The following is a 13891-nucleotide window of genomic DNA, read 5'->3' as shown; positions in this document are numbered from 1 at the left end:
TGGAGCCTGCGGAACGACCCGAGAACAGAGCCGCACCACTGCGCGGAGCGCACTAGAAGTCGGCGGTCTTGCGGGCCCTGATCTTGCTGACGATCGAGAACACCACGGCGATGATCATCAGTGCGTAGAGCACGATGGTGATCGCGCTGCCGACCAGGATCGACGGGTCGCCCTCGCTGACGGCCAGTGCGCGTCGGAGTGACTCCTCGGCCAGCGGGCCGAGGATCACCGCGATCAACACCGGTGCCAACGGAATGTCGTATCGGCGCATCATGAATCCGACTATGCCGAGCCCGAGCATGAAGATCAGATCCACGATCGAGGCACTCGATGCGTACACGCCGAGGGCCGCGAACACCGAGATGCCGGCGTAGAGGTAGTTCTTCGGGATCTTGAGCAACTGCGCCCACAACGGTGCGAACGGCAGGTTGAGGATCAACAGCACGATCATCGCCACGAACAGGCTGGCCAGTAGGGCCCAGACGATGTCGCCGCTGCGCTCGAACAACAGCGGTCCGGGCTGCATGCCGTACTGCTGGAAGGCAGCCAACATGATGGCCGCCGTCGCCGACGTCGGAAGACCCAGGGCCAGAAGCGCTCCCATGGCCGTACCGGCCGTGGAGTTGCCGGCTGCCTCGGGTCCCGCGACACCGCGAATGGCACCCTTTCCGAACATCGGCTTCGTGCGCTTGCGATCGAGTCTGCGCTCGGTGCCGTACGCCAGGAAGCTCGGCACTTCGGCACCACCTGCGGGGATCACACCGAACGGCACACCGAATGCCGTGCCGCGCAACCACGCCGGCATCGCATCGCGGAACTCGGCCTTGCTCAGCCAGGGGCGTCCCTGCGACTTGATCAGGCTGCGATCCTCGGGTCGACCGATCTTGGACGCGATGTGGATGACCTCACCGAGCGCGAGCATCGCGACGGTGATGACGACGATGTGAATGCCGTCGAACAGGGCGGGTACCTCGAACGTGAATCGTGAAGCGCCCGAGGGGCCGTCGATGCCGATCACGGCCAGGGTGAGGCCGATCAGGAGTGCGGTCAGGCCTTTGAGGGCCGAGTCCGAGACCACGGCCGAGGTGGCGATGAACGCGAACACCGCGAGGGCCAGGTACTCGGCCGGGCCGAAGTTCGTCGCCAACGACGCAAGGGTGGGAGCGAAGAACACCACCAGGGTGGTGGCGACGATGCCGCCGATGAACGCTCCGATGGCGGAGGTGGCCAAAGCCTGTGGGGCGCGGCCGTTCTTGGCCATCCGGTGCCCCTCGAACGTCCCGGCGATCGCGGTGCTGTTGCCGGGTGTGTTCATCAGGATGCCGGAGATGGAATCGCCGAACAGGCCGCCGAAATACACGCCGGCGAACATGATCAGCGCTGCGGTGGGGTCGAGGGTGAAGGTGACGGGCAGCAGCAGGGCCACCGCCATGGCGGAGCCGAGACCGGGTAGGACGCCGACGGCGGTGCCGAGCAGCGCGCCGACGAACACCCAGACCAGGTTCATCGGGGTCAGCGCGGTGCCGAACCCGTCGATCAGATTGCTCAGTGAATCCATCGTAAGTTCAGCTCCGTCAGAAGATCTGGGCGAGAACGCCGCCGGGGAGGGTCAGGCCGAGGCCCGCGGAGAATGCGATCTGAACCGCGCTCGAGACCAGCAGAGCGACGGCGGCGTCGAATACGTAACGGCGACCGCCCAATCCGATCGAGACACCCCAGAACAACAGCGCGCCGGCGAGAACCCACCCGAGCGGATCGAGCAGTGCGATGAACACCGCCACCGATCCGACGGTGATCGACAGGGTTCGCCAGTTGCTGACGGTGCCGGTGTGCGGCACGCCGTCGCCGTCCACCCCACGGTCGACGACGTCGGGCTTGATCAACAGTTGAAGGGTGACCAGCAGGGCGACGACGAAGCAGCCTCCTGCAACGATGGCCGGAAAGACCTGCGGGCCAGGTGATGTGGCGGTGGGCGGAACCTGCATCGTGACGGTTCCGTAGACCAGGAAGGCTCCGAGTGCGACGAGCAGCGCCGGAACGATCAGTCCACTGCGGCCCGTCCAGAACGATCGGGATGTGTCCGTGTCGGTGGTCGTCGTTGTCATACCAGTCCCAACTCCTCGAGAATTCCGGTGATACGTGTCTGTTCGACGTCGAGGAACTCTCCGAATTCGTCTCCGGTCAGAACCGATTCCTTCCAGCGGTTGCGTTCGACGGCCGTGGCCCACTGTTCGGTCTCGACCATCTCGGAGACGATCTCGACCAGCGTCTGTCGGTCCTCGTCCGAGATGCCGGGTGGGGCAACGATTCCGCGCCAGTTGACGAGGTCGACGTTGTACCCCTGTTCGATGAACGTGTCCACGTCGAATCCCTCGAGGGGCTCGGGCGCGGCGACTGCGAGTGCGCGCACATTGCCCGCCTCGATCTGATCGCGGAAGTCGTTGAACCCACTCACTGCCACACCGACGGTGTTCGACAGCAGTGACGTGAGTACTTCACCGCCGCCGGAGTAGGCGATGTAATTGATTGCGGCCGGATCGATGTCGGCTTCCTGTGCCAACTGGCCCGCGACGATGTGGTCGATGCCGCCGAGCGAACCGCCGCCGATCGGAAGTCCTCCGGGGTTCGCCCGCCACGCCTCGATCATGTCTTCGAGATTCTGGATCGGTGAATCCCTCGGCACGACGAACACTTCGAAGTCCTCGGCCAGTTTCGCGATCGGGACGGTGTCGGCCAGAGTGGTCTCGGAGTTGTTGATCGCGATGCCGCCGAGCATGACGGTGCCGGTGATCATGACGGTGGTGGGTTGTCCGCTCAGGTTCTCGAGCTGGCTCAGACCGATGGTGCCGCCTGCACCGGGGACGTTGACGACCTGGGCGTTGTTGACGATGCCGTCGCTGCGCAGTGCCTGCTGCGATTCACGGGCGACGAGATCCCAGCCGCCACCTGCGGCGGCGGGCGCGATCAGCGTCAGTTTCGCTCGTGCGTCCGAGCCGCTGGCGCTGCGAGCGGCATCGATACCTGCCACGGTCACCGCTCCCACCACCACCAATGCGCCGACCGTCCGTAGCAGTGTGGGCGATATCGCCATCAGAGACCTTTCGTGTGGTGTGTCACAGCGTCAGGTTAGATACAGTTTGTCTGATTAGTCCAGTTCACAACTCTCCGAGGTGATCCTCGGTGGATACGACCAACGAGCAACGAACAACGGGAGAGAACGTGTCGGTATCGAGCGCAGTGGCAGTGGCGATGAGCAACACACCGGAGGGGCAGGAAGCGTTGCGTCGCGGTGCCGCCGAGGCCGAACTTCGTCAGGCTCCGTTGATCGTATTGTCCGTGGTGGACCGGGATTCGGTGTCCGCGGACGACCGCAACTCCGCGCAGGCCGAGGTCGAACGGACTCTGCCCGGTATCGCGACCATGGTTCGAGTGGAACCCGACGGCGGAGACCCGGCCGGTGCTCTGGTCGACCTCGTCGCGGACGTCGGTGCGGGAATGGTCGTCATCGGTTCCAAGCGTCGATCCGCGGTCGGCAAGTTCTTGATGGGCAGCACCGTGCAGAGAGTGCTGCTCGACTGCCCGGTGCCCGTTCTCGTCGTCAAGGCACCGTGACCACGACGTCGCACGGTAGTATCGGACAAAACTCTCACCACACGACCCTGAGGAATCATGGACAGCGATAAACCCGGGCCGGACACGGCTCCCCGCACTACGGCTACTACGTGCGAGGCGGTGTCCGGCGAATGAGCGTAGTGCTCACTCTCTTGCTCGGCCTGCTCGTCGTTTTTCTCATCACCGTCGCGACCGGCTACTTCGTAGCCCAGGAATTCGCGTACATGACCGTCGACCGCTCCCGGCTCAAGGCTCGCGCCGAGGCCGGTGACGCCGTCGCGGCTCGGACGTTGACGGTCACCAAACGCACCTCCTTCATGCTGTCCGGTGCGCAGTTGGGCATCACGGTCACCGGCCTGCTCGTCGGCTACGTGGCCGAACCGCTGATCGGGCAGTCGTTCGGCGCGATACTGGGCGGCGTCGGGGTTCCGACGGCCGTCGGTGTCGGACTCGGTGCCGTACTGGCGATCACGTTCGCGACATTCGTGCAGATGCTCTTCGGTGAACTGTTTCCGAAGAACTTCGCCATCGCGCGTCCCGAGCCGGTGGCCCGCTGGCTGTCGCTCTCGACCACCATCTACCTCAAACTCTTCGGCTGGTTGATCACCATCTTCGACCAGTCGTCGAACCTGCTGCTCAAAGCGCTCAAGATCGAGCCGGTGCACGACGTGGAGCATTCGGCCAGCCTGCGCGACCTCGAGCACATCGTCTCGGACTCACGCGAGACAGGCGATCTGCCCGACGAACTGTCGACACTGCTCGACCGTATCCTCGACTTCCCAACTCGCACAGTCGAACACGCGATGATTCCGCGTTCGCGCTCGGCCACGGTCCGAGACACCGACACCCTTGCCGAGGTCGCGGCTCTGATGGGCCAGGAGCATTCTCGATATCCGGTGCTCGACGAGGACGACGGCATCGTCGGCGTCGTCCATCTCGCGGACGTCCTGTCCGCGACGGTGCCGGGGTCCACCCCGATCTCCGAGCTCACGCGGGACGCGCTGATCCTCCCGGAGATTCAGAGCCTGCCCGACGCGATGCGCGAGTTGCGCTCGACGAAGAACCAATTGGCCTGTGTGATCGACGAATACGGCGGTCTGACCGGTGTCATCACGATCGAGGACCTGGCCGAGGAACTGGTCGGCGAGATCACCGACGAGCACGACGACGACCTGTCCGATCCGAGCCCGGTCAGTGCCGACGACGGCAGCTGGACAATGGCCGGTGAGGTACACGTCGACGAGGTCGAGCGAGCGATCGGCATCGATCTTCCCGAGGGCGATTACGAGACCATCGCCGGTTTCGCCATCGCGCACAACGGATCTCTCCCCGACGTCGGGGAACGGATCGAAGTGGACCTACCACCGGACAACGCCGATCTGGCGAACGACGAGGAGAGTCCCGTTCGCTTCGTGATCCTGGAGATCGAAGAGATCGACAGCCACGTCCCGTCCCTGCTGACCCTGACGCTCGGCGAGCGTGACCCCGAGCACGACGACGAGTCGGCCGAGACGAAGGAAAGTGTGCACCGATGAGCAACATCTGGGTCTTCCTGGCCGTCACGATCGGCCTCATCGCTGCCAGTGCCTTCTTCGTCGCCGTCGAGTTCGCGCTGTTGGCCGCCAAGCGGCACCGACTCGAGGACGCCGCTCCCAATTCACGCTCTGCGCGGGCAGCTCTGCGCAGCTCGTCCGAGCTGACAGTCCTGCTCGCCGGCTCCCAGCTGGGTATCACCGTCTGCACCCTCGGTCTCGGTGCGACGACCAAACCGGCCGTGCACTACTGGCTCACGCCGCTGTTCGAGAGCGGCGGCCTGCCGTACTGGTTCGCCGACGTTCTCGGCTTCGTGCTCGCGCTGATCGTCGTCACCTTCCTGCACCTGGTGGTCGGAGAGATGGCTCCGAAGTCCTGGGCCATCGCCCATCCGGAGAAGTCCGCGACGATGCTCGCAATCCCGATGCGCGGCTTCATGTTTCTCACCCGTCCGGTGCTGACGGCGCTGAACAACATGGCCAACTGGTGCCTGCGGCGGGTCGGCGTCGAGCCGGCCGACACCGTGGGCACGGGCCAGAACGCGGACGATCTGCGTCAGCTGGTGGAGCATTCGGTGAATGTCGGTGCTCTCGATGCCAGCTACCAGGCGCAGATCTCGAGTGCGCTCGAACTGCAGGAGCTGACGGTCGGTGACCTGGTGCGCGAGTTCGGCAAGCCCACGTCGGTACCGTCGACGGCGACCATCGACGACGTGCGCGAGGCCTCGCGTCGCTCGGGGCATCTGCGGATCCTGGTCAGCGACGCGGATGTGGTCAAGGGCGTGGTGCACGTCCGCGACACGTTGACCGCACCGCAGACCCTCGCCGAGATCACGCGTCCGGCGTACACGCTGGAGGCGACGACCCCGGTGTACGTTGCGCTGCAGTCGATGCGGGAGACCAGGCACCACCTGGCGCTGGTGGTCGACGGTTCTGCTGCCGCTGACGATCCGGCGCGCAGCGTCGGCGTCGTGACACTGTCCGATGTGCTGACGCGGCTGTTGCCCCAACCCGTCTGATTCGATTCCGCCTTCGAACGAGGCATCCCCGCCCGGCCTGCGTGGCCGAGCGGGGATGCTTTGTCGTATCGGGTCGTAGATCTCAGACCGGGGCGACAACCAGCAGGTGTGCCCAGTACGACGCGACGTCGTGGCCGAGTTGGGGGAGCAGAACGTCGTAGAGCAGGTAGGACATCATTGCCGTCGAACTCCTTGTTCAGCGGGTCGTTGCCGACTCGCGTTCCGAGACTGTGGGTGACCGAGACTGTGGGTCATTCAGACTCTAGATCACGCGGCCGTCGGTGACATCCATATCGCGCACTCGCCCCCCGTGGCGCACGTCAGCCGATGCAGCCCTGCAGGGTGGTGAAGCTGCCCGCGATTCCGGCACCGTCGCACACCGCGCCGGTCGGGGTGAGGGTGACGGTGGATCCCGGTGCTGCCACCGCGATGGAGAGCCCGAGGCCGGCTGCCGTGTTCTGTGCCACGGCACCGGGGCCGAATGCGATCGCTGCAGGCGCACCACCGAAACTGCCGTTGCTGACTGCGGTTCCACCGTTCAGTCCGAGTGCAAGGGCTGCGGCATTGTTCATTGCCTCGGCCGAACCCCACCCCTCGAGGCCGAGGCCGGCCGCTGCACTCGCGACGTCTGCGGAGCTGTCGCACTGCGATCCTCCGAGGATCGCAGCGATATCCGCCCCTCCCGGTGCGGTGGTGCATGCGACCGGCGCTGCTGATGCGGTGCCGGGTACCAGTGCCGCGAACGCGCAGGCGAATCCGAATGCTGCGGCTCCGCCGACAATCCTCTTGGTGTGGAACATGGTGAATGCCTCCCGAGATCGGTGCGTCGGCACCGGTGTGCCGAGCGTGACGGTCGCTGGGCCGTGTTACTGGGGACCCGACTCCCTGATACCGAGTCTCGACCCGCCCGGGCGCAGCGGGGGTTCGGCAATATCTCGAAAACGTCTCGTTAGAATAACGCTGAGGTAACAGTGTTGAGGAGTGTGGTCGGTCCCTACGATTGCTTGATGATCGGACGTATCGATGAGGTCGTTTTCGACTGCTCGGATCCGGCGTTGCTCGCGCAATTCTGGGCCGGCGTGCTCGGTGGGAAACCCGCAGTACGCGACGACCGCTGGCATTACGTCGACGTTCCCGGCTTCACCCGGCTGGCGTTTCAGCGGGTCCCGGAGGGCAAGTCGGTCAAAAATCGACTCCATCTCGACGTCGACGTGCCGAGCATCGACGTTGCTGTCGAGCAGGCTATTGCGATGGGTGCGTCGGTGTTCGGCGACCGGCACTCCGACGCGGCGGGATCCTTTCAGGTGCTCCTCGACCCCGAGGGCAACGAGTGGTGCCTGGTGACGCCGCCCGGGTGAGCTCGGTCGATCAGCGAGTGTCGTGTTCGGCGCGTGATTCGAGGACGGTGGGCATGTTGCCCTCGATGAGTTCGATGAGATCGCTCAATCGGGTACCGACTTCGCGTCCCAGCGGGGTGAGGCTGTACTCCACCTTGGGCGGAATGGTCCCCTGCACGGTGCGAATCACGAGGCCATCCCGTTCCAGGGTCTGCAGAGTCTGCGAGAGCATGCGTTCGCTGACGCCGTCGACGCGTCGGCGCAACGCATTGAACCGGTAATCACCCTCGGTGAGCGCCGCGAGCGCGAGCACGCCCCACCTGCTGGTGGCGTTCTGCAACGTCTGCCTCGACGCACAGTCCCGCGCGAAGACGGACGCTTCGAGTGATTCGGTGGCCTCGGACATACCTCCATGCTAGCGCATGCGAAAGGCATAGTGATGACCATGGGGGTTGCACTGCACGAAAAGTAAGTGCATAGTGGGTGAGTACTTGAAACCTCAACCTCAGGAGCTCGATCATGACTACAGCGGTAACCGGAGCAACGGGCAACCTCGGCGGCCTCGTCGTCGACGCACTCATCGAGCGTGGCGTTGCACCCGCCGAGATCGTGGCGGTGGTCCGAAACGCAGACAAGGCCTCGCCACTGGCCGAACGAGGCGTCGTGGTTCGGGTTGCCGACTACTCCGATTCGGCCGCGATGACGGCAGCTCTCGCAGGCGTCGACAAGCTGCTGCTCGTCTCGGGTTCGGAGGTAGGTCAGCGAATTGCACAGCACACCAACGTGATCGAGGCAGCCGAGACAGCCGGAGTCGGCCTCATCGCCTACACGAGCCTGCTGGCCGCCGATACATCCGGAGTGAGCCTCGCGCCCGAGCACAAGGCCACCGAGGAACGCCTCGCCGCGTCCAGCGTTCCCGCGGTGTTCCTGCGCAACGGCTGGTACTGGGAGAACTACCTCGGCTCGCTCGCGCAGACCATCGAGGGCGGAGTGCTCCTCGGCGCGGCAGGAAACGGCAAGCTGGCCGCCGCGTCCCGCGTCGACTTCGCGCACGCGGCCGCCGCCGTGCTGACGCTCGACGATCAGGGCGGAAAGATCTACGAGCTCGGTGGCGACGAACGCCTCACCTACGCCGAGCTCGCGGCCGTCATCGGCGAGATCTCCGGCAAGTCGATCGCTTACAAGGACGTTTCCGAGTCCGAGTACGCCGCGATTCTCCAGGGCGCAGGACTGCCCGACTTCGTGGCAACCATGTTGGCCAGCGCAGATGCGGGAATCGCGCGCGGCGAGCTCGACACCGACTCCGGCGACCTGCAGGCCCTGATCGGTCGAGCATCCACTCCGGCCGCAGAAGTACTCCGCGCCGCAGTGTGACGGGCATCGGGGGCGGTACTTGTAGCGTGGGCGCGGTGAATCACTCCTACACCCGCACCATGTTCCTGGCCGCCTCCGTCTCGCTCGTCCTACTGACGGGTGCGTGCAGCTCGGACTCCGACGCCTCGTCCTCGGCGACGTCCACGTCCTTGGCTTCGTCCGCCGCCGGTGCCCCGGCCGCCGCGAGCACCTGCCCCACAGCGGCACCCGACGCCGCGGCCACCCCCGACTGGACCCTCGACGGGGACTCGGGCAGCATCGCCGTCGTCGGATCCACCGACACCGCCGCGCCCGCGGTCACCGTCGACACCCCGTTCAGCGTCGCCGAGACCCAGGTCGAAACGTTGACAGCGGGGGACGGGCCGGTCATCGCGTCCGACGCCGAGGTGTCGGTCTGCTACGTGGGCGTCAACGGACGTACCGGAGAGACGTTCGACAGCAGCTTCGAGCGGGGTGCACCGATCGAATTTCCACTGGACGGAGTCGTCGCCGGCTTCCAGAAGGCCATCGCCGGACAGACCGTCGGCTCGACCGTCGCCGTGGCGGTCACCTCGGCCGATGGATACGCGACCGGCAATCCGGCAGCCGGAATCGAGCCGGGAGACAGCTTGATCTTCGCGATCTCGATCCTGTCCGCGAGCTGAGTGCCTCCGGCAGTGGTGCGGTTGTGCGCCCTCCGCGGCACACAACCGCACCACTGCGGCTCCGCCGCACTTACACCGTCGAGAGCTGCTGAATGGTCGTCGCGCCGCCCGGCGTGGGTGTCGTGGTGATGAAGTTCGAGTCGTAACCCAGCGATTCGACGACTCCGCGGATCTCGCGGAACTGCTCGACGCTGACGTCGGGCGTGCGCTTGAGCACGAATCCGGACGTGCGGTTGGGGCTTCCGACGAACGCCCACGAGTAGTCGTCGGCAATGTAGGCGACGATGTAGTTGGTCGGACCGTCGAGGCTCTCCTGGGTGGGCACCCCCGGGAAGCTCACGTGCAGTTGGGCATTGGTGACGGTGTCGTTGACCCTGGCGTTTCCGACGATGCGGTTCTCGCCGCCGGTCCAGGTGGTGCAGGTGTTCTCGACGCGAATGTTGGTTTCGTCGATCATCTGGTAGTTCGCCTGGGTGTCACGAGCACAGATCAGGTTGAACGGCTGTGGCACCGCGGCAACCTGGTTCCAGGTGCCCAGGTAGCGCTCGACATCGAGTGACGGGATCGGAGCCAGCGGCTCCAGGCCGACCGATCCCAGTGGACCGACCGGCTGCGCCTGAGCCGGGGCCGCGGTCAGCAGTGCGCCTGCGGCCAATGCTCCGGCAATTGCGGTGCGTCCGAGTGCGGTACGGATGTTCATCAATTCGCTCCTTGGGTTGCGGTTGTGGTTACGGTCTCGCTGGAATCGATTCTGTTCGGCCACCAGATTTTCGGGCCGATGAGGGTGAACAGGGCGGGAATCACGACGGTGCGCACCACGAAGGTATCGAGCAGAATGCCGAGTCCGACGATGATGCCGAGTTGGGTCAGGGTGATCAGGGGCAGGACGCCGAGCACGCAGAAGACTGCTGCCAGAACGATTCCCGCGCTCGTGATGACACCGCCGGTGGCCGAGACGGCGCGCACGATGGCCGATCCGGTGCCGTGCCGAGGCGTCTCCTCGCGGGTGCGAGTGACCAGGAAGATGGTGTAGTCCACACCGAGCGCGACCAGGAACAGGAACGCGAACAGCGGGGTGTTGTCGTCGAGGGCGGGGAAGCCGAAGACGTGCAGGCTCACCCAGCTGCCGATTCCGATCGCTGCTACTGCACTCAATACCGTTGTGGCAACCAGGATCACGGGTGCGACGAGGGCACGCAGCAGTACCAGGAGCACGGCGAGCACGACCGCGAGGATCGCGGGGATGACCACGAGGCGATCGCGGGCGGCTGCGTCGGATGTGTCGAGTGCCTTGGCGTCGCTGCCGCCGACCTGTGCGCGGTCCACGCCAGCGAGTGCGGCGCGCAGGTCCTGTACGACGGCGAACGACTCGTCCGACGCGGGGGCCGCAGCGGTGACGACCGAGAGGCGGGTGAGTCCGGTGTCGGAATCCGCGACGCGATCGACCGACACGACACCGTCGATGCCCTGGGCGGTGCCGATGACTGCGTCGATGTCTGCGGTGGGAGCCAGGACCGTCATCGGATCGGCGGATCCGGCCGGAAAGTGTTGCGAGAGAGTCTCGAAGCCTTCGACGGACTCGGCGGTGACACGGAACTGCTCGGTCTGCGAGAGTCCGATCTGCGTTCCGAACAAGGCCGCGCAGCAGGCCAGCAGCGCGACGATGGTCACCGAGGCCGTCGCCACGGGGCGTCGGGCAACACCTGCCGCGATCGAGTGCCAGACGCCCTCCGTGGTGGTGTCACGGTCGGACTCCTTGGGCACGAAGGGCCAGAACAGCTTCGGGCCACACAGTGCCAGCAGGGGCGGCAGTACGAACAGCACGAACACCGCTGCCACGACGAGGCCTGCGGCGGCCAGGGCACCCAGGCTGCGGGTGCTGGGCAATATTGCCAGGAGCAAGGTCAGAAGTGCCAGGACGACGGTGGCGTTGCTGGCGAGGATGGCGGGCCCGGCCTGGCGAACGGCGTGGCGCAGGGCGAGGCGATGATCGGGCTCGCGCCGCAGTTCCTCGCGGTACCGTGAGATCAACAGCAGCGCATAGTTGGTGCCGGCACCGAAGACCAGCACGCTGGTGATGCCCGACGTGGACCCGTCGAAGGACAGGCCGGTGACCTCGGCCAGCGCGGTGCCGACGGTAGTGGCGAATCGGTCTGCGAAACCGATGACGGCCAACGGCACCAACCACAGGACGGGCGATCGGTAGGTGACGATGAGCAGAACGGCCACCACGAGCGCGGTGACGGCGAGAAGGGTGAAGTTGGCACCGGAGAACGAGTTCGCGATGTCGGCTCCGAAGGCCGGTCCGCCGGTGACCTGGGCGGTCAGATCGGGCGACAGGCCCTCGGTTGCTGCGGACCGCAGTTCGGTGATCAGTTCGTTGAGGGTGAAGCCCGACAACTCGGAATCGACCTGAACCAGCGCGATCGCAGCTCTGCCGTCGGGTGCGACGATCGGGGGCGGGCCGGGCTCGTCCGGTACCGAGCGATCCACGGCGATCAACCGGCTCTGGGCGGCAGCTGCGTCCTCGATGTCGGCCGGTGTGAGGTCACCGCCGTCTGTGCGGCTCAGAACCAGAATGACGGGTGCGGTGTCGGAGTCGGGGAACTGAGAGAGGAGCTCGTCCACCTGGTAGGACTCGGCCGACGTCGGCAACGAGTTCGGTGACTGGCCGGCGGAGTCGTTGCTGCCGACCAGACCCATGACGGCGACGGACAGAACGAGGACGGCGAGCGCGATCGCCCACGATCCACGGTGCGTCACGACTGAGGCGACGCGGTCCCAGGCTGCGGTGTTCTCGGTTCGAGTGTCGTCCACGTGACAAACAATCTCATTTACTTAGATATTAAGCAACTGAATCTCTTGTGGGCAGTAGTCTGACCATGACCACAGCGAAGGAGTTACCACCGACATGGCCGACCGAAACCAGCTCGAATCCGCGATCTCCGCGGATCTCCGAGCGCTGTCGTCGGTCTCGGAACAGATCGGCCAAGTGTTCGGTGCTCTGCACAGCCTGCGGCCCAACGACTTTCGTGCGCTGCTCCACGTCATGGTTGCCGACGTCGAGGGTGCGCCGCTGACGGCGGGGGAACTGGGCACGATGTTGGGGCTGTCGTCGGCGGCGATGACCTACCTCGTCGAACGCATGATCACCTCCGGGCACATCCGCCGCGAATCCGACGCATCCGATCGACGCAAGGTCATTCTGCGATACGACGAGCACGGAATGGAGGTTGCACGCGGGTTCTTCGGCCCCCTCGGCAGGCGCACGAGCGCCGCGTTGGCGGACCTTCCCGACGCCGATCTCGCCGCCGCACATCGGGTGTTCGAAGCGCTCATCGGAGCCATGCGAGAACACCACGCCGACCTGGGAGACAGCCGCCGGTCGTAGCGAATGTTCCCGGTCCGATGTTCGAACCGCTGGTGGACGGCCTGCGCAGAATCGATGCTGGACTCCGAGCGTGCGAGTGCCGTAGGGTTGGCGCTGGTTGAGCTAACAGCCGGTCACGGGGAAACGCAGCGAAGTCGGCGTCCGGGTCAGGCTCCATTCTGCTCCCGCTGCATCGATCGGTTTCCCCCTCAGTTCGACCGATCGATGGGATCTGCCATGAGTGTTGAATCTTCAGGCAACAAAGTTCGAACCACCCCGGTGACTGTCGCGGAGAAGTCCGTGTCCGTCGCAGCGACCGGAGCAATCTTCACCGCGCACGACGGCCCCGACGGTTCACTCGTCGTCGCCGTCCACGGCGACATCGACATGCGCAGCGCGCCGATGTTCTCCGATTTCGTCTGCAGCCGCATGTCCAGCAAAAGGCATGTCACTCTCGATCTGTCCGATGTCGAATTCTTCGGCATCGCAGGTCTCACAGTCTTCGATGCAGTCCGTGAGTACACGGTAGGCATCGGCGCATCATGGTCGATCGTCGCAGGACGCTCGGTCTCACGTCTGATCCAGGTCGCCGACCTCGAGTCCACGATTCCGACGGCTCGTCCCTCGAACGACCGGTAGTACTCCGGCGATCATCGCCGCGACAAGAGGTGGGCAGCTCCGATTCAGGGGCTGCCCACTGTTCGTTCGGCCCCCGATCGCATCACCCCGACTCACAGATCGGACGACCCCGATCGACGGTGTGACCGAAGTTCGGGATCGTCCGAAACTGTTGCAACACAGGCGAACTAGTCTTTGGTTCCTTCGGAGTCGCTGAAGAACGCCCACTCGCCGTCGTGCTCGACCTCGAGCCGCCACCCCAACTCCTCGTTGTCGGCGCGGCTGTCCTTGAACCAGGCGTGCGCGTCCTCGGAACTGGCGATGTCCTTGGTCTCGACGACGGTTCCGTGCGGATCGATAACTCTGTAATTTGCCATGCAGCCAG

Annotated in this window: 16 protein-coding genes; 8 read left to right on the top strand and 8 right to left on the bottom strand. The window is 65.3% G+C overall.

Annotation, left to right across the window (positions count from 1 at the left end):
* Positions 1 to 52: 52 nt before the first annotated feature.
* The 3 genes from CH306_RS04575 to CH306_RS04565 are packed head-to-tail and all read right to left on the bottom strand — an operon-like array spanning position 53 to position 3091.
* On the bottom strand, positions 53 to 1558 hold the full coding sequence (locus CH306_RS04575) for a tripartite tricarboxylate transporter permease (RefSeq protein ID WP_032395982.1): 1506 nt from the start codon (positions 1556 to 1558) through the stop codon (positions 53 to 55).
* 16 nt (positions 1559 to 1574) lie between these two features.
* Positions 1575 to 2105: a tripartite tricarboxylate transporter TctB family protein gene (locus tag CH306_RS04570; protein ID WP_032395981.1), complete on the bottom strand. Its 531-nt coding sequence runs from the start codon at positions 2103 to 2105 to the stop codon at positions 1575 to 1577.
* Positions 2102 to 3091, bottom strand: coding sequence for a Bug family tripartite tricarboxylate transporter substrate binding protein (locus tag CH306_RS04565; protein ID WP_032395980.1), 990 nt, complete (start codon positions 3089 to 3091; stop codon positions 2102 to 2104). The genes CH306_RS04570 and CH306_RS04565 overlap by 4 nt, the downstream gene beginning before the upstream one ends.
* Positions 3092 to 3180: 89 nt before the next feature.
* Between CH306_RS04565 and CH306_RS04560 the strand changes: the two genes are divergently transcribed.
* The 3 genes from CH306_RS04560 to CH306_RS04550 all read left to right on the top strand — a co-directional run bounded on the left by CH306_RS04560 (position 3181) and on the right by CH306_RS04550 (position 6163).
* A complete protein-coding gene (locus CH306_RS04560; RefSeq protein WP_230596844.1) occupies positions 3181 to 3612 on the top strand; it encodes a universal stress protein in 432 nt (143 codons plus the stop codon).
* A 131-nt stretch (positions 3613 to 3743) separates the two neighbouring features.
* Positions 3744 to 5147: a hemolysin family protein gene (locus tag CH306_RS04555; protein ID WP_094630407.1), complete on the top strand. Its 1404-nt coding sequence runs from the start codon at positions 3744 to 3746 to the stop codon at positions 5145 to 5147.
* Positions 5144 to 6163: a hemolysin family protein gene (locus tag CH306_RS04550; RefSeq protein ID WP_094645762.1), complete on the top strand. Its 1020-nt coding sequence runs from the start codon at positions 5144 to 5146 to the stop codon at positions 6161 to 6163. Before CH306_RS04555 ends, CH306_RS04550 begins: the two co-directional genes overlap by 4 nt.
* Before the next feature lie 320 nt (positions 6164 to 6483).
* On the opposite strand, the gene CH306_RS04545 is transcribed toward CH306_RS04550, so the two are convergent.
* Positions 6484 to 6963, bottom strand: a complete 480-nt coding sequence (locus CH306_RS04545; protein WP_032395976.1) for a DUF6764 family protein — start codon at positions 6961 to 6963, stop codon at positions 6484 to 6486.
* 207 nt (positions 6964 to 7170) lie between these two features.
* Here CH306_RS04545 and CH306_RS04540 point away from each other — a divergent pair, with 207 nt between their 5' ends.
* Positions 7171 to 7521 (top strand): VOC family protein, encoded by a 351-nt coding sequence (locus CH306_RS04540; RefSeq protein WP_045196759.1) that lies wholly within the window; start codon positions 7171 to 7173, stop codon positions 7519 to 7521.
* 10 nt (positions 7522 to 7531) lie between these two features.
* On the opposite strand, the gene CH306_RS04535 is transcribed toward CH306_RS04540, so the two are convergent.
* Positions 7532 to 7906 (bottom strand): winged helix-turn-helix transcriptional regulator, encoded by a 375-nt coding sequence (locus CH306_RS04535; protein WP_032395975.1) that lies wholly within the window; start codon positions 7904 to 7906, stop codon positions 7532 to 7534.
* Positions 7907 to 8019: 113 nt separating this feature from the next.
* Between CH306_RS04535 and CH306_RS04530 the strand changes: the two genes are divergently transcribed.
* A complete protein-coding gene (locus CH306_RS04530) occupies positions 8020 to 8874 on the top strand; it encodes an SDR family oxidoreductase (RefSeq protein WP_045196757.1) in 855 nt (284 codons plus the stop codon).
* Between the two features lie 59 nt (positions 8875 to 8933).
* Positions 8934 to 9518: an FKBP-type peptidyl-prolyl cis-trans isomerase gene (locus tag CH306_RS04525; protein WP_094645846.1), complete on the top strand. Its 585-nt coding sequence runs from the start codon at positions 8934 to 8936 to the stop codon at positions 9516 to 9518.
* Positions 9519 to 9588: 70 nt separating this feature from the next.
* On the opposite strand, the gene CH306_RS04520 is transcribed toward CH306_RS04525, so the two are convergent.
* Positions 9589 to 10218, bottom strand: coding sequence for a lipocalin family protein (locus tag CH306_RS04520; protein WP_094645761.1), 630 nt, complete (start codon positions 10216 to 10218; stop codon positions 9589 to 9591).
* The gene (locus CH306_RS04515) at positions 10218 to 12281 is read right to left on the bottom strand and encodes an MMPL family transporter (protein ID WP_373453964.1); all 2064 of its coding nucleotides are present in this window, start codon (positions 12279 to 12281) and stop codon (positions 10218 to 10220) included. Before CH306_RS04515 ends, CH306_RS04520 begins: the two co-directional genes overlap by 1 nt.
* 148 nt (positions 12282 to 12429) lie before the next feature.
* On the opposite strand from CH306_RS04515, the gene CH306_RS04510 reads away from it, so the two are divergent.
* Entirely contained in the window at positions 12430 to 12909 is a 480-nt protein-coding gene (locus CH306_RS04510) for a MarR family winged helix-turn-helix transcriptional regulator (RefSeq protein WP_045196752.1), read from the top strand.
* A gap of 279 nt (positions 12910 to 13188) precedes the next feature.
* Positions 13189 to 13527 (top strand): STAS domain-containing protein, encoded by a 339-nt coding sequence (locus CH306_RS04505; RefSeq protein ID WP_230596842.1) that lies wholly within the window; start codon positions 13189 to 13191, stop codon positions 13525 to 13527.
* A 167-nt stretch (positions 13528 to 13694) separates the two neighbouring features.
* On the opposite strand, the gene CH306_RS04500 is transcribed toward CH306_RS04505, so the two are convergent.
* On the bottom strand, positions 13695 to 13883 hold the full coding sequence (locus CH306_RS04500; RefSeq protein WP_045196749.1) for a hypothetical protein: 189 nt from the start codon (positions 13881 to 13883) through the stop codon (positions 13695 to 13697).
* Positions 13884 to 13891 lie beyond the last annotated feature (8 nt).

The organism is Rhodococcus sp. 15-725-2-2b (assembly GCF_002259075.1).
GTDB lineage: Bacteria > Actinomycetota > Actinomycetes > Mycobacteriales > Mycobacteriaceae > Rhodococcoides.
The sequence above is the reverse complement of the archived record's forward strand: the minus strand, read 5'-3'. Positions and strand labels throughout refer to the sequence as shown.